Annotated in this window: 10 protein-coding genes and 1 pseudogene; 9 read left to right on the forward strand and 2 right to left on the reverse strand. The window is 68.4% G+C overall.

The window, feature by feature from the left end:
* The first annotated feature begins 95 nt into the window (after nucleotides 1–95).
* The 9 genes and pseudogenes from OG622_RS10220 (at nucleotide 96) to OG622_RS10260 (ending at nucleotide 13,698) form a co-directional block, all read left to right on the forward strand.
* Nucleotides 96–1,082, forward strand: coding sequence for a hypothetical protein (locus tag OG622_RS10220; protein WP_371575031.1), 987 nt, complete (start codon nucleotides 96–98; stop codon nucleotides 1,080–1,082).
* Nucleotides 1,075–1,506, forward strand: coding sequence for a hypothetical protein (locus tag OG622_RS10225; protein WP_371575032.1), 432 nt, complete (start codon nucleotides 1,075–1,077; stop codon nucleotides 1,504–1,506). Before OG622_RS10220 ends, OG622_RS10225 begins: the two co-directional genes overlap by 8 nt.
* A 307-nt stretch (nucleotides 1,507–1,813) precedes the next feature.
* Complete coding sequence (locus OG622_RS10230) at nucleotides 1,814–3,925, forward strand: AAA family ATPase (protein ID WP_371575034.1); 2,112 nt, start codon at nucleotides 1,814–1,816, stop codon at nucleotides 3,923–3,925.
* Nucleotides 3,918–5,165, forward strand: coding sequence for an McrC family protein (locus tag OG622_RS10235; protein ID WP_371575035.1), 1,248 nt, complete (start codon nucleotides 3,918–3,920; stop codon nucleotides 5,163–5,165). Before OG622_RS10230 ends, OG622_RS10235 begins: the two co-directional genes overlap by 8 nt.
* A 294-nt stretch (nucleotides 5,166–5,459) precedes the next feature.
* On the forward strand, nucleotides 5,460–6,551 hold the full coding sequence (locus OG622_RS10240) for a PASTA domain-containing protein (protein WP_371575037.1): 1,092 nt from the start codon (nucleotides 5,460–5,462) through the stop codon (nucleotides 6,549–6,551).
* Nucleotides 6,552–6,585: 34 nt separating this feature from the next.
* A complete protein-coding gene (locus OG622_RS10245; RefSeq protein WP_371575039.1) occupies nucleotides 6,586–8,271 on the forward strand; it encodes a competence protein CoiA family protein in 1,686 nt (561 codons plus the stop codon).
* Nucleotides 8,272–8,466: 195 nt separating this feature from the next.
* The gene (locus OG622_RS10250; RefSeq protein ID WP_371575040.1) at nucleotides 8,467–10,284 is read left to right on the forward strand and encodes a DUF4357 domain-containing protein; all 1,818 of its coding nucleotides are present in this window, start codon (nucleotides 8,467–8,469) and stop codon (nucleotides 10,282–10,284) included.
* Entirely contained in the window at nucleotides 10,281–11,522 is a 1,242-nt protein-coding gene (locus OG622_RS10255) for an McrC family protein (RefSeq protein WP_371575041.1), read from the forward strand. The genes OG622_RS10250 and OG622_RS10255 overlap by 4 nt, the downstream gene beginning before the upstream one ends.
* A 40-nt stretch (nucleotides 11,523–11,562) precedes the next feature.
* Nucleotides 11,563–13,698 (forward strand): annotated as a pseudogene (locus OG622_RS10260) (UvrD-helicase domain-containing protein).
* Nucleotides 13,699–13,731: 33 nt separating this feature from the next.
* Here OG622_RS10260 and OG622_RS10265 read toward each other — a convergent pair.
* Entirely contained in the window at nucleotides 13,732–15,384 is a 1,653-nt protein-coding gene (locus OG622_RS10265) for an N-6 DNA methylase (protein WP_371575043.1), read from the reverse strand.
* A gap of 424 nt (nucleotides 15,385–15,808) precedes the next feature.
* Nucleotides 15,809–16,693 (reverse strand): NlpC/P60 family protein, encoded by an 885-nt coding sequence (locus OG622_RS10270; RefSeq protein WP_371575045.1) that lies wholly within the window; start codon nucleotides 16,691–16,693, stop codon nucleotides 15,809–15,811.
* Between the last annotated feature and the right edge of the window lie 35 nt (nucleotides 16,694–16,728).

The raw sequence follows: 16,728 nt of genomic DNA on the forward strand, positions 1-16,728 counted from the left end.
TAGCACGCGTGGCCCCTTCCGCCGCACCCAGCAACGGGGACAGACGGTTGAAGTTACTGGTTCGCCCAGGGTCATGGGGTACCAAGGGGGAGATCGTGCCATTCTTCATACCCGTCCTGCTCATTGGTGTCGGGGTGGCGACCGGTGGTAGCGGGGCCATCCTCGGCGGCAAAGGCTTCCACGACCTGAAGCGTTCGAGGGACCGGCTCAAGGAGGCGGGCCAGGGCTACGAGCGACGCCGAGCCCAGACCGAGGACGCACTGGCGGCGACGAACACTGCCCTTGAGGCACTGGGGGAGCAGCAGAGACAGGCGTTCACCGACGTCGTCGTACGCATGGGCGACTTCCTGCGTCGCCACGAGCGACAGGTGCGCGAGAGCGAGCGGCTGCTGGTGGAGGGCGTCGACGCCACCATGACCAAGATGCCCGGGCTTCGCGGCCTCGATGTCGACGCGGTGGCATGGATCGGCGGGGCTCTCGGATCCGCGGCGGCGGGAGCGGGCGCGGGCGCTGGGATCACGGCGGCAGCGAGCAGCTTCGGAGTCGCGAGCACCGGAGTGGCGATCTCCGGCCTGACGGGTGCCGCGGCCGAGAGTGCGGCCCTCGCCTTCCTGGGCGGTGGGTCGCTTGCATCGGGTGGCGGCGGGATGGCCCTGGGAGCCACGGCGCTCAACTTCGTCACCATCGGTCCCGCGCTGCTTGTCGGTGGCCTGGTCGTCAAGGGTCAAGGCACGAAGGCGATCACCCGGGCGAGAGAGTTCGAGGCGCAGATCGCCGTGGCAATGGCTGAGCTTGACGAGACGGACGCCCGTCTGAAGGGCGTCGACGCCCGCGCCGCGGAGCTGCGCGGGCTTCTCACGGACCTCACCTTCCGAGCGCTCGACGCGCTGGAGCTTCTGGAGTCCGAGCCGTTCGATCCGCCGAGGCACGCCGCGCGCTTCCAGCGGGCCATGACACTGACCATGGCGGTCCGCGACGTGGCAGCGACTCCGATTGTCGACAGTGAAGGCAAGCTGGACGAGCGCAGCGCAAACCTCACCATCAGGTACAGACCCTTGACCGAGGAGACTCAGGATGACTGACCGGCCCAAGGTGCATGTAGGCAAGGTCGTCAACGCGGCCAAGGGCTCCGTTCGGGCGATGGACGGCTTCGCTGCGTTGAACCAGATTGTCGATGCCACCCGAGAGTGCATCCACATTCACGAGGTTGAGAGCACCAAGAGAGCCCGGCTGGAGGCCTACGAAGCCACGGAAGTCGCTCGGATCCGGGCCGCTGAAGCCATCCTCAAGGACTACTTCGCACAGGCATTCGCGGAACGACGCAACATCTACGAGGAGATGTTCACCCGGCTGGACAGGGCACTCGACGAGGGGAACGGCGAAGTGCTGCAGACCGTCGTGCGGGGGATCGTCGACATCGCCAAGAGCTCGCCGCTCGCAGACATCGGAGACCTCTCGCAGGTCCGGGCGGCACTGGACGACCCGGATCAAGTATGGGAGCTCTGACCGCGACGCGTTGAGAAATGACACCGCTGCCGGGACACGAGCCGTTCCGGCAGCGGCGCAGGCCTCCAGGTACGTACGCGCGTGTTCAAGGCCCTGTCTGAAGGAGTCCTGACCTAGGTCGCAGACGATCCCCGGAATACCGAGTACCGGTGACTCGTCGTCGGCTGAGGGGCGTTGATCCTGCGGCAACTTCCTTCAGTGCGTACCTGCAGTGTTTCCCTGCCAGCCACCTGAGTCGCACGCCGGAAGTTGCCCAACTTCGCCGGGCGATGGGAACGCCACGTCGCGCTCCGGCATCATGGCCCCCATGACAGACGGGGTGGATCTGCGCACAGCGGCAGCCGAGTTCGACCGGACCGCCGTGGCGGACACCGAGGCGGCCGCCGAGGACGAGCGCAAGCAGGTGCTGTCCCAGTTCCCGCTGGAGAAGTGGGCGGAGCTGCCGCTGGAGCGCTACGCCCTCGGGCAGGCCGCGCCGCCCGGCTCGGCGCCGACGTACTGCCGGCTGCTGGAGTTCCTCACCCCGAGTCTTGGCAGCATCAGGGGCGGCAGTGCCGCGAAGCACATCATGTACCACCACAACTCCGGCGAATGGCGGCTGGCCGCTCCGCTGAGGGGTATGGGCCCGCAGGACGCCTGGGCGGAACTGCGCGGACAGTTCGTCCGGGCTTTCGACGCCGTCGGGGCAGGAGACTTCGAGGCGCTGGACGACCTTGAAGTGCTGCGATACGGACCGACGTTGGTGACGAAGTCCCTGGCGACCTACTTCCCCCAGCGCTTCCTGCCAATCTACGCGGCCGAGCATCTGCGGACGTTCGTCAGGCTGCTCGGCGGCGAGGCGCAGGCCGGCGTCCCCGCCTCGCGCACGAACCGTCAACTGCGCGAACTCGTGCGGACCCGTGAGGAGTTCGAGGGCTGGACGGGACAGGAAGTGATGCGCTTCCTGTACAAGCACTTCAATCCCAGGCAACGCACCATCTGGAAGATCGCCCCCGGCGAGCGCGGCCGTCTGTGGGAGGAATGCCGGGAAGGCGAGTTCATCTGCGTCGGGTGGGACGAGCTCGGCGATCTCGGCCAGTATCAGAGCGACACGGAACTGAAGCAGGCCCTGGACGCGCACTGGCCGCGCAGCAGTGGCGGCAGCCTGACCCTCGCCCGCCGGCTGCTGGCCTTCCGGGACCTGGAGGCGGGAGACCGGGTCGTCGCCAACCGCGGGATGGACGAGGTCCTGGCCACCGGCCGGGTCGACGGGAGCTACCGCTACGACCCGGACCGGCCGGAGTTCCACCACGTCGTCCCGGTGGCCTGGGACGTCTCCCACGCGCAGAAACTGTCGAAGCCCCAGCACGGGTGGCGGTCCACCTTCGCCAAGGTCGACCCGTCCCTCTTCGCCAGGTTCACCGCACACAACGCCGACTCCGGCTCCGACTCCGTCCCGGGTACGGGCCAGGCACAGGCGGGCACGCCCGTCGCGCTGCCCGATGACGTGCAGGTCGTACTGGACGCGCTGGAGCGCAAGGGGCAGGTGATCCTGCATGGGCCGCCCGGTACGGGCAAGACCCGGCTCGCGCTTGCCGCCGCTCTCGCCCTGGACGGCCGCGCGGGCGTGCTCGGTGCCGACGCCGGCCAACGTGCCGAGGCGCAGGCCGAAATGCTGCACGGCGACCGTGTCCGCCTGGTCACCTTCCATCCCTCCTACGGCTACGAGGACTTCGTCGAGGGCTTCAAGCCGGACCTGAGCGCCACCGGCCCGGGGCTCACCCTCACCCTCACGGACGGCCTGTTCCACAATCTGTGCAGCCGGGCCGCCGAGGCCCATCCCGACCAGAAGTTTCTGCTGATCATCGACGAGATCAACCGCGGTGACCTGCCGCGGATCTTCGGTGAGTTGATCACGCTCCTCGAACTCGACAAACGGAATCTTCCGGTCGCCCTGCCCGTCAGCAAGCGCCGCTTCTCCGTACCGCCGAACGTCCGGGTCATCGGCACGATGAACACCGCCGACCGAAGCATCAGCCACCTGGACGCCGCAGTTCGCCGCCGGTTCGCCTTCCTGCCCGTGGGCCCGGACCCGGACGTGGTCTCTGGGGCCGTGGGTCCCTTGGACCTGGCCGCGTTCTTCGAGTCCCTCAATACCCGCATCGCCCGCCATCTCGACGCCGACCACCAGATCGGGCACGCCTACCTGCTGCGGGACGGTGAGCCGATCGCCACCGAGGAGGATCTGGCCGCGGCCTTCCACTACGAGGTGATCCCGCTCCTGGAGGACTACTGCCTCGGCCGGGCGGACCTGTTGCACCGTATTCTCGGCGGCCTGGTCGACGCCGAGACCGGGCGTGCGCTCTTCATGCCCCCGCAGGATCTGGCAGACGCGCTGGCGACCGAGTTCACCAGCGGCGTTCCCGGCCCGGATGCCTGACCGCACCCCGGTCCAGCTCGGCGAGTACGAGTCCGCCACGCTGGAACCCGATCAGCTCACTCCCCGGGACGTCGACCGCCTGCACGCCCTCCAGGCACGGGGCTGCCTCACCCTGACCGGGGAGCGCACCGGGTGGCGGCTCAAGGCCGACGCGACCGTCGGGGTCCTGGTCCTGGACCGTGTCCGCGTGGTCATCGCACCCAAGTTCGCCATTTCGGGAGAGCAACTCATGAGCTGGCTCGCCTACGCCCTGGGCACGCCCGTCCCGGCGACGGCCAGGCGGTGGGCCACCGGGCCCGACGGTTACGCCGACCTGGTCGCCGCCGCCCTGCTCGAACAGTGCGAGCGGCTGCTGCGGGAGGGACTGCGCCGGGACTACGTACGCCGCCGGAGCGTCGAACCGGTGCTGCGGGGACGCCTGGACGTCGCCGCCCAGGCCACCCGCCGCTACGGGCAACTGGACCAGCTGCACGTCCGTACCTTCGACCGGGAGGCGGACATCTGGGACAACCGCGTCCTGGGGAGCGCCCTGAGGGCGGCGCTCAGCCTGACCGCCACTCCCTACCTTGCGCGCGCCCTGCACGGCGCCGCCGGCGCCTTCCCGCAGACCCCGACCCCGGCCGTGGCGCTCCGCGCTCTGGACCGCACCCAATACACCCGCCTGAACGCCCGCTACCGGCCCGCCCACACCTGGGCCCGCCTGCTGCTGCGCGGTGGCGGCGTGACCGACCTGCTCACCGACCACGGCACCACGGCGGACGGTCTCCTGCTCGCCATGCCCGCGCTCTGGGAAGCCGTCGTCCGCCGTCTCGGCACCGAGGCCGTCGGCCCGCACGGCGGCCACGCCGTATCCGGCGGAAGCGGCGTCGGCATCACGGTCCGCGGAGACCTGGGCAACGCCTCGACCTTCCGGCCCGATCTCCTGCTCAGCCTTCCAGGACTTCCAGGACACGACACGGCACATCGCATGCTGATTCCCGTGGACGCCAAGTACAAGCGCTACGACCGCCACGGCGTGAGCGCGGCCGATGTCCACCAACTCCTCACCTACGGCAGCGGCTACGCTTCCACCGACGCTCCGATGGCCGTCATCGTCCATCCCCAGCTGGGCAGTCACGCCCACCGAACCCTCCAGGTGCGCGGCCCCAAGGGCCTGTTGGGCATCATCCACGTCCTCGGCGTCGACACCCTCAGCACGCCCGAGCAGGCGATGGCGTGGATCGGCTCAGTACTGCACTGACCATCACACGCCGCCCGGTCGGCGAGGTTCCTACGACAGTCGGCTCGGTGGATCGGGCAGCCTGGCACATCTCCGTTCCGCGCTGGACACCCGAACGGGTGTACACGCATATGATGGCAGCGACTTCATAGATGCCTGTTGACGTTGCTAACAAGCTCCGCCATGCTCGGATTGGCAACGGCCCATCGTCCCCTCGCTTCGCCTTGGGCGCGCCCGCCGCAACCATCCAGAGCCCAAGGAATCCGAGCCCGGACCGGGCCCAGCCCAGTCCGTACCCGAGGAGCACAGCGCCACGTGAACCCTTACAACACCCCTTTCTTGCCGCGCCCTTGGTGGAAGACCACCCCCGCTGTACTCGGGCTCCTCGCTCTTGTCGCCCTGCTCGGCGCGTTCAGCTTCGGGCTCGGCCTCGTCGTGATGATCGCCGCTATGGTGGCGGTGTGGGTGCTGCCGCCTTGGCGCCGGTTCGCCAAGATCGGCGCGACGTTCGGAGCCTTCCTTCTACTGACGGTCGGCGCGGGCCTGGGCGGGCAGCTCGACGAGAGCGGCACGCAACAACCCGACGCAAAGACACGCGAAGACAGCAAAGTAAGCGCCGAGGCCACGTCGTCCCCGACTCCCGCGAAGGTCGTCAAGGCCGCCGACTACATCGGCAAGCCACTTGACGAGGCGGAGAAGCTGGCTCGCTCCGCAGGCTTCACCAATGGTCACCACGACGCGGCCGAGGACGACCGCTCGATCATCATGCGGTCCGGATGGACGGTGTGCTTCCAGGAGGCCGACACGGCCGCGAAGAGCATCGACTTCGCGGCCGTCAAGAGCGATGAACCGTGCCCCAAGAAGGACGGCGGCCCACTCCCGTGGTCGAAGATGCCGGACGTCGTCGGCGCCACCTACAACACAGCGACCAAGGACCTGAAGCAGGCCGGCATCGACCTCGACAGCATCACGCTCGACGACGTCTACCTCGACATCGACACACCCACCGCTGAGGAGGCCGCCGAGGACGGCGACGAGTGGCGGGTGTGCTTCCAGTCCCCGGACAAGGGAATTAAGGTCACCTCCACCACCACGGTCAGCCTCGACCTGGGCCGGTGGACCGACGCTGACCTCGTCCAGGACTGCCCGAAGGCGAAGGACACGACCTACAAGATCCCGGCCAACGATCCCGACTACGAGAGCGACAACAGCACCAGCGAAGACGACGGTTCGGCAGGCGGCGGCTCCTCGGCCTCGTCCGGCGGCTCCACCGGCGGCGGCAGCGTCGGCACCGTCCACCCCGGCTCGTTCTGTTCTCCGCAGGGAGCCACCGGCGTCACCAAGGCGGGAACGCCCATGGTCTGCGGCCCCGGCTCCGACGGCCGCAACCGCTGGCGCTCGTCCTGACCCCACACGACTCCACAATCACCCGGGGGGCCAAATGCCGTACGTAGAGGAAGACACCCGCAAGGTCCAGACGGCGGTCATAGGCAGGGCCGAGTCGGACTGGCCGGTGTTCCTGCCGTACGACCACGACGAGTTCGACCGGTTCATGCTGGGCCGCACCCGCGAGGACTTCTACTGCGGCACACTGCTCGGCGGCTGCGGCAAGAAACTCTCCGCGAAGCGGTACACCGACAAGAAATGCCACTTCGCCCACCGCCCACCCGTGCACTGCCGCCGTACCGAGACCGGCGAGGACAGCGCCGACCACCTCTACATCGGCCAGGCACTCCAGCGCTGGCTCCGGCGGCAAAGACACGACAACGTCAAGGTCGCCTACCTGGAGCCGGGCTCGGCCCACGGAGGGGCCGTCGAGGTGCGTTTCGGACCGGATCCCCGCCTCATCCGCGTCCAGTTGAACCGGCTGAACGATCGGGAGTGGCAGGCGACTCGCGCACAGTTCGCCGAGGCACACACGCATGTCCACTGGGCCTACGGACCCCACAGCGGACTCGGACACCACGAGGTACAGGCCGCAGGACACGCGATCCGCTTCACCTGCCACACCGAAGACGGGAGTCGCGTGGTCCGCGTCGGGACACAGGACAAGGACCACACCATCCAGTGGACGACTCTCAACGAGTGTCGGCTGACGGACGAGGGGATCATCACGCCCCATCTCACCGACGATGCCGTCCGGCGCGACGCGGTGTCCTCGGTGGCCTTCCCTCTCGCTCCCGGCACTATCGCCTTCACCGCGGCGACCGAAGTCACCCGGCAGAACGATCTCACCCGCCGTCGGTACGAGGCCGACATCCAGCCCATCGGATCGGTCGTCGTCAGTGCACGGATCTCGCTCCCCCAGTCGTGCGAACCACCTCTCCCTTACCGACTCCACGTCATCGAGGGCACACCGCTTCTTCTCCCCCTGGCCGACTCGTCCCCTTCCGAACCGACTTGGCTCATACACGCCGAGGGATTCTCGTCGCTTCCGAACCCGGCAGATCCCCGTTGGCCGGACCTCCGCCCGGCACCACGCCCCGATACGGGCAAGCCCCAGGAAGCCAAGGCGTTCACCGTCGGCATCCCCAAGGTGGGTGGCGGGTACGGTTTCCTGACCCCGCACGAGTACCGGCAGCTGAGCAGAACGCAGCGGCGCAGGTACTGGCAGAAGGTCAGACGACGCAGTGAGGCCGAATCCGGCGCTCACGTGCCCTCCTCCACGTCCTCCGCGTCGACGGTGCATGGTGGCAGTTGGGCCAAGCTGGGAGGCACCAGGGCAGCCGTGGTGAGGTCCGTCCGCGAGGCACTGATCTCGGCCGCACACCGCCAGGTCTGCGTCGGTTGGCACACGCTCGCCAAAGCCGCCGGTCTGAAACCGAACGATCTCTCGGACAAGGCACGAGCCATGATTCTTGTGGCGATCGACCGTCCTTCCGGCCCCGACGGCGTCCTCCTCTCCGCGCTCGTGATCTCCTCGGAGCACACCCCCGTCCCGTACTTCGACGACCTCCTCAGACACCTCGGACGCCCTCACGGACTGCGGCCCATCGAACTCGGCCAGGTACGGAAGGCTGAACAAGCCCGCACCTTCGCGGCCTATCGGGACCGGGGTAACCGGACGGCAGATCCAATGCAGGCAGAGACAAGAGCACAAAGCGCAGACGGATCACGATCGGAGTAGCAGCAGCCGTGACCGTCGTGACGTTGTCCGGCGCGGCCGGAGCCATAACAGGTGTGTACTTCCTGGCCACCGGTCCCGCCGGGGCGACGGGCCCTACCGGACCGGAAAGATCACGTAAAGCACAGGAGACGACTGCCAGAGGGAGCCCCTACTGTTCTCGGTGGATCTTCTGGTTTGGGGGGGGAAGTGCTGGCGATGGCCGACAATGGCACGCAGTACCCGGTGTTCTGGCTGCGGTTGCCCAAGGGTGAGGGGATCGACCGGGCACGGGGAGTACTGCTGAACGAGACCGGAACGAACGGCAGCAGGAAGTTTCTGGTACAGGCAGGATCGCCCGCACGTGAGCTCGCATCGGTCGCGCGGTACGGCAGCGGCCCGTTCCGTCGGCGCGAGGAGTTGAAGAAGACGGGCGTGCTGATTCCGTCCACGCACCGGCCAGGCTGGCTGGAACTAACTGAGGACGTGATCTGCGGCTCCCCCTCCTTCGCCGCGGAGCTCTTGGTGGGAGCACCGCGTAACGGGTGGCTCGAGTGGCGGGCCGGCAACGGCAAGCCACTGGCCGACTTCATGTCCGGCGTCTGGGCAGGCCCCAGCCGCCCCTGGCTGGTGCGCGGCTCGAACGTCACCGGCCTCGACCTGGTCCAACGACTTTGGCTACCGGAGGGCCGCATCACCCTCGCCGCCTCCCACCTCAGGCCGGGCGTGATGCAGGGCACCAGCAAGGAAGACCTACGTGCCTTCGTGCAGGAGGACTACGAGTCCACAGCCACTTACAGCCAGAAGCAGCAACTGGTCGAGGAACTGCATGCCTTTCTGTCCCGGATGAAGCCTGGCGACACCGTGTGCACCATCTCAGGCGGACATCTGTACGTCGGTGAGATCACCGGAGGGGTGGAGCAGGTCGAGTCCGAGAACCGGCGGTCCAACCTCCGGCGGCCCGTTGAGTGGCAGCCGACCGGGTATCCATACGAGAGCCTGCCTGAAGAGCTGCAGCAGAAGCTGTCGATCCAGCACGACGTCTTCGATCTCACCTCGGTCCAGGCCCACATCGAAGGGCTCGGTCTCACCAACCAGGAGCTGGTCGAGGAAGCAGAGGCCATAGAGCGCGACCCGAGCACGGAAATCCCGGCGATCGCCGTCCGCCGCGATCTCGAGCTGCCGGAGCCCACGAACGCGCTGACCTCCGAACTCTTGGTGCACGACATCGCGTGGCTGCGCGAAGTGCGGGATCTACTCGCGGACGACCGCCAACTGGTGCTCTACGGGCCGCCGGGCACCGGCAAGACGTACCTGGCGCTGAAGCTCGCCGAGTTCCTCGGCGGCGGGCCCGAGCAGGTGAAGCTCGTGCAGTTCCATCCGTCGTACGCCTACGAGGACTTCTTCGAGGGCATCCGGCCCCAGGAGGACCCACAGACCAGGGAGGTCGCCTTCCGGCTCACCGCGGGCCCGCTGCGCGAACTCGCCGACCTGGCCTCCCGCGAGGGCAACCGGCACATCCCGCACTTCTTGATCATCGACGAGATCAACCGGGCCAACCTGGCGAAGGTCTTCGGCGAGCTGTACTTCCTGCTGGAGTACCGCAACAAGTCGGTTCGGCTGACCTACTCCGGCGACGACTTCGCGCTGCCGCCGAACCTGTTCGTCATCGGCACGATGAACACGGCCGACCGGTCCATCGCCCTCGTGGACACGGCGATGCGCCGCCGGTTCGCGTTTGTGGAGCTGTCGCCGCGTACACAGCCGACGAGTGGTCTGCTGCGCCGCTGGCTGGAAAGAGAGGGCAAGGACACCGAGCCCGCCGATCTCCTCGACGCGCTCAACTCTCGTATCGACGAAGCAGACTTCCGTATTGGGCCCTCGTATCTGATGAAGAAGGGCGTCTACCGGGAGGGCGGTCTGGAGCGGACCTGGCGGACGAAGATCCTTCCGCTGCTGGAGGAGCACCACTACGGGGAGGGCGTGGACATCGAGAAGCGGTACGGGCTGGCCGCGCTGCGGGAGTCGCTGGGGTGACCTCCGCGGCGAGAACCCTGCATCCTGGCGAGCCCGTGGAGCTGGTGGAGCACGCGCCGGCCGTCCGCCGCGCACTCCCCGATCCCGTCGGTCGCGCGCTCGTCGCTGCCGACATCGTGGACGCGACCCCCGACCCTTATGCACCGGGACACTGGTCGCTGCGGGCGGGCAGCAAGGTCGGGGCGGTGGCTGTGACCGTACCGGGCGGCGAGCCGGTCACCGTGCGCGTCACTCCCAAGGTGCCCATCGTCCGACTCTTCTTCTTGCTCGGCTACAGCCTTGTGCGCAAAGGGAGTTGGCGAGACGGGGAGGTCGAGGTCGCAGAGCACCACGATCTGGTGCCCGCGCTCGCCCATGCGGTGGAGCGGCAGGTGGACCGTGCGCTGCGGCAAGGACTGCTGCAGGGGTACAAGGCTACGGAGGAGAGCTCCCTCGTAGTACGCGGACGGCTCCGGGAGGCCGAACAGATACGGCGACGCTTCGGGGCGACACTGCCGGTGGAGGTGGCGTACGACAAGTTCACCACCGACATCACGGAGAACCGCATCCTGCGCACGGCAGTCGAACGCCTCCTCCGGCTGCCCGGTGTGCCGCGCGACGTCCGCCGCAGGCTGTTGCATCAGCGCGCCCGGCTGGCCGAGGTGACCGCGATCGTGCGCGGGCAGCCGATCCCCGACTGGCTCCCCACCCGCCTCAACGCCCGGTACCACCACGCCCTGCATCTCGCCCGCGCGGTCCTGGACGGCACCTCCGCCGAGCACTCGCCCGGCGGGTTGCGCATCGACGGGTTCCTGTTCGACATGAACAAGCTCTTCGAGGACTTCGTGACGGTCGCCCTGCGGGAGGCCTTCCAGACCATGGGGCAGGGTCACACCGTCCGGCGACAGGACCCGCACCACCTCGACGAGGCCGCCACGATCCGCATGAAACCCGACTTCGTGCTGTACGGGCCCGGCAGCACCCCGTGCGCGGTCGTCGACGCCAAGTACAAGGCGGAGAAACGGGGCGGCTACCCGGACGCCGACCTGTACCAGATGCTGGCGTACTGCACGGCCCTCGACCTGCGCGAAGGACACCTGGTCTACGCAAAGGGCAACGCCCCGCACGCCGCCCATGAAGTACGCCATGCGGGCATCCTCATCCACCAGCACGCCCTCGACCTGGACCAGGAACCGGCTGGGCTGCTCACGGACATCGAAGCGATCGCCCTCCGGCTGGTGAACACACCGCGCGTATGATCGACTGCGGAGTGTCCGTCCAGGGTGGGGAGTTCACCTCGTGCCGCAGCTCGCGTTCGCCAACAGTTTCTGGGAGAGCTACGACGTCCTGGAGAAGCCCGTCAGGGCCGGCGTACGCAAGGCGATGCAGAAGTTCCAGCAGCTCACCGTGCCCGAACTACATGCGGACAAGGGGCTGCACCTGGAGTCAGTGGAGAACGCCCGCGACCCGCGGATGCGGACGATCCGCATCAACGACTTCTGACGGGGCGTGGTCCTCGCACCGAACGACGGCAGCGATGTGTTCCTGCTCGTCAACGTCGTCCGCCACGACGACGCGTACACGTGGGCGGCCAAGCGGCTGTACACCACGAACTCCGCGACGCGGGCGCTGGAAGTCCGCAACGTGGTCGCCATCGAGCAGCTGACCCCGGCCCTGGAGAAGGCAGCGGCCGCCGCGCCCTCGCTGCTGTTCGCGAAGTACTCCGACACCGTGCTGCGTGAACTGGGTATCGACGACCAGGTCCTGAGGGCCGTGCGGACCATCGTCGACAAGCCGCAGCTGGAGGCGTTCGGCACGCTGCTGCCCGAGGACCAGTTCGAGGTGCTGCAGTACCTCGCGGAGGGCTTCGGCGCCGAGGACGTGTACCGGGACGTGGTCGCGGTGCGTCGGCCGGTCGACGCGGGCCCCGACCCGGACGAAAGTCTCGCCATCGCCATCGCCAACACCACGAGCCGCATCACCCTGATCACCGGCCCCGAGGAACTCGCCGACATCCTGGAGAAGCCGTTCGCGGCATGGCGGGTCTTTCTGCACCCGTCGCAGCGCCGGGTCGCCTATCGGGTGTCTTACGGCGGCCCGGTCCAGGTCACGGGTGGTCCGGGCACCGGCAAGACGGTCGCGGCCCTGCACCGGGTCAAGCACCTTCTCGCGCGTTCCCCCGACGCCCGCGTCCTGCTTACCACCTACACCAACGCGCTGGCCTCCTCCCTGCGCGAGAACCTGTCCCTGCTCCTTGACGGCGACGAGTCGCTGCTCGGCCGAGTGGACGTGACCACGGTCAACGCCTACGCGCACGGTGTCGTGACCCGCCTCGACGGCAGATCCCCCTCCCCCATCGGTGACCGGGAGGAACGGCAGTTGTGGGAGCGCGTCGTCAAGAAGCTCGGTCTGCCGTGGACGGAGCAGTTCCTGGCTCAGGAGTACCGGCACGTCGTACTCGCGCAGGATCTGCGCACCCTGGACGCGTACAAGGCCGCCTCGCGGCGCGGTCGCGGCAGCGCGCTGTCGTCGACGCGACGCGAACAGCTGTGGCCCGCAGTCGAGTTGTTCGAGGAGATGCTGCGTGTCCAGAAGGCCACCACGTATCTGAAGGTGTGTGCCCGTGCGGCCGATCTGCTGGTCGGCTCGGCACCCACGCACGACCACGTCGTGGTCGACGAGGCCCAGGACCTACACCCCGCCCAGTGGCGCGTCCTGCGTGGTGCGGTAGCGTCCGGCAGCGACGACCTGTTCATCACGGGCGACCCACACCAACGGATCTACGACTCGAAGGTCTCGCTCGGCTCGCTGGGCATCTCGGTGACGGGACGCACCCACCGCCTGCGCATCAACTACCGCAGCACGGAGGAGATCCTCGCCTGGTCGACCGGCATCCTCAGCCCGGTGAACGTCGACGACCTGGGCGGCGAGGGCAGCGACAGCCTCGCCGGTTACCGCTCGCTGCTGCACGGCCGAAGGCCGCACGTGGACGGCTACGGCTCCGAACAGGCAGAGGTCGCCGCGCTCGTCGGGAGGATCGAGGAGTGGATCGCCCAGGGCATCCGGCTATCGGAGATCGGTGTGTGCGCACGCTTCAACGTGCTGCTCGACAAGGTCCACGACAAGCTGGACGCGGCCGGGGTGCCGGTGGTCCGGGTCAGGGACAACCCTGGGCCGGGCGTGGACGGGGTACGGCTCGCCACCATGCATGCCATGAAGGGCCTGGAGTTCCGCTGTGTCGTGGTACTCGGAGCGTCGGCGAGCGCGGTGCCGTTCGCGCGCGAGGTAACGCCCGTCTCCATTGACGCATTGCAGCATGACTCCGATCTGCTGCGGGAGCGGTGCCTGCTGTTCGTGGCGTGCACGCGGGCGCGGGAAGCGCTGGCTGTGTCATGGAGCGGGATCGCCAGCCCGTTCGTGCCGCAGCCGAACTGACGTGACGCATGTGTGCAGGGCAGTGGTGGATCGTCAATTCTCCGGTTTCAGTGCCCCGTTACCCAGCCCGTCACGCGCCAGCGATGCCGCCTCCCCGCTCAGTTCAGCTACCCTGCGGGCCCGTTCCTCGAATTCCTGGAGCAGCCGGAAGGCCGCCCCGAACCGACGTTGCTCGGCGATGTCCATCTGCGGAATGCGTGCCCCCTTTCCGTCGAGGCGAAAGGTGCCGCTGGCGCTCGTGAAGCGCCGGGTGTTCGCGGCGCTGCGCAGGAAGCCCTGGAGGTAGTCCGTGTCGAGCTGGTCGCTGACTGAGACCGGCTCGGGATCTCCGTACTCGATGAGCCCGGCTCGGGCGAGGTCGGCGACACTGACGGAGGGCCCGTCGACGGCAGCGGGTCCGACACCCGCGGTGAGTACCGGCAGCAGCTCGGCCAGCAGCCTCACTTGCTCCGCCAACTCCTGCCGCAGGGACAGGTATTCCGCCGCGTAGTCGCGATGAGACTCCACCACATGACGGCCGGGCGTGAGGTCCACCGTGTCGTCGAGCAGGTCGATCAAGGGGACGTCCGCCACTTGGCCGGGGGTCGGCTCTGGGAAGTCTTCGGCGACGGTAGCGGTCAGGTCGACCATCCGGACACTGGTCACGGCATCACCGAGCGTGCGCGGTCGGCGCAGATGCCACAGGTGCACGGGGAGAGCATGCGAGGACGCGGTGCCGGGCGGGAGCGCGATGACCTGGGTGAGGATGCCGCGCCGTACGAGTTCGGCCCGGATACGGCGGCCCGCCTTGCGGTAGGCGACCGAGGCGGGCATGACCATGAGGACACGGCCGCCGGGAACGGTGTGGGCGTACGCGTGCTGGAGCCAGGCGAGTTCGCCTTCGGCCCGCGACGGAGTGCCGAACTCCCACCGCGAGTCGAGAAGCAGCTCTTCGCGCCCCCAGTCGGTGTCACCGACCGGTGGATCGCAGACGACGAGGTCGGCCTTGACGTCGGCCCAGAGGTCGTCACGCAGGGAATCACCTGTGCTGATGTCGACACCCTCGCGACCGGTGAGATCCGCGCGGAGCTGCGCGAAGCGCGCGCTGCGGGCGTCGGACTCCTGCCCGTACCGCCGGGGTCCTCGCTCCGGCCCCACGGCCAGAAGCAGCGTGCCGATGCCGCAGGCCGGGTCGAAAAGGGTCGCGTCGTCGGCCACCTCACCGGCGAAGCGACGCACGGCACGGACCACGCGGGGTGAGGTGACCTGGTCCGAACCGGCCCGGCGCACGGAGTCGGTGAAGCGCTCCGCGAGAGCGCCCACCACCTCGCCGGCGGAACCGCTGCCGATCAGGTCTCGCGCAAGCCGGACAGCACCCTCCGGCAGATCCTTCGGGCGCTCTTCCCCGGCGATCAGCCGGGCGACATCGACAAGCCCGCCGATCATCTCCTCGCCGTACGCCCCGCGCAGCGCCTGCCACAGCTGGACCTCGATCGAGACGTCCTGCACCTTGCGCTGCTTGTCCAGCCACGCCTGCACCTCGGTCAGGTCGAAGAGCGGGCTGTTCACACCACCACCGGCGGGCGCGGGAAAGTCGCTGTACCGCCGCCTCCAATTAGAGACAGCGGCACGCGTGACGCCTGCAAGCCGGGCGATCTCGGCGCCGGTGACCAACGCATTCGTCAAGGCCGGGGAGGTGTCTGCCATACCCGCCACCGTACACAGGGATCTCGGGAGCCATCAACGACCAGATTCGTTGACGACGTCAACAAATCCATCCCCCCGACATTAATACTGACTGTGAATGTCTCCTAACTCCCCGAACAGCACGGCCGCACGCGTCCGAGCGGGCGTTGCCGGTGCCCAAGTCCGTGAGCCCCGAGCACTTCGTCTTCATGGGGGCACACATCGAACTGGACCACAAGGGAACGGTCTCGCCTCTCGCCAGCACTTCCACGACGACACCGGCGACGCGCCACGGGCAAGATCTGGATCGGTTATGGGGGGGCACCACCTGACCACCACGCTGTCGAACCGAGCAAAACCCAGAACTCGCGCCGGTGACCGTCCCCCTGGCGGCCACCGGCGCGAGCGGCGTCATGGTGCGCGTGCTGTCATGGTGCGGGAAGTGTCACGGTGCAGGAGGGTTGTCCTTGCAGTCGGGTACGCCCTCCAGCCAGGCCGGGCCCTGGATGTAGATGTTGGTGACCCACGCCTTGTAGTCGGGCAGGTAGGACCAGACGTCGTTGTCGTAGCCCTCCGCGGAGACCAACTCCGCGTGCTTCTGGCAGTGGACGCGGATGGTGGTGGAGTACGGGAAGGCGTAGACGCGGTCGGCCGCGATGCGGGGCTCGGCCTTGGTCCAGACGTCGGTGCCCCAGGTCCGGTGGATGTTGCCGGTGACCTGGCCGGTGTTGACGCGGACCGCGCCGAAGTAGGTGTTGCCGAGGCGGACGTCGCTCACCATGAGCTTGGTGCCGGACTGCCGGGCCTCGACCATCTTGCCCGCGCCGAGGTAGATGGCGATGTGCTGGAGGTCCTGCTTGGTGCCGTAGGCCAGGAGATCGCCCGGGAGGAGCGGCGCGAGGCCCTGGGCGGCGGTGAAGCGGGCGGCGGCGCGGTGCGTGTAGTACTGCTGACTGGCCACGCCGTTGAGGATGTCCGAGCCGGCGGCCTGGGCGTACGCGTACCGGACCAGGCCGGAGCAGTCGAAGCCGCGCCGTTCGGGGTCGTGTTCACTGGCCGGGTCGGTGGGGTCCACCTGGCCGTACGTGGCGCCGGGCTGAGCGCCGTGGCCGCCGCCCCAGGTGTACCAGGTGCCGGCCGCGACCTGGGCGCAGGCGGCGGCGATGGCCCGCTCGGCGGCCGCGGAGGCGCCGGGCGCGAGGGCGCGGCAGTCGTCGGCGGCGGCAGCGGCCGGTGCCGCCTGCGCGGTGGCGGTCATGGACACCGGCGCCCAGAAGAGGACGGCCAGGAGCGTGATCAGTGTGCGGATGAAAGCGGTCCGGCTCACCATGCCGGGACCCCCGTTTCCTGTTCGGGTGTGGATCG

This window comes from Streptomyces sp. NBC_01314 (genome assembly GCF_041435215.1).
Taxonomy (GTDB): Bacteria; Actinomycetota; Actinomycetes; order Streptomycetales; family Streptomycetaceae; genus Streptomyces.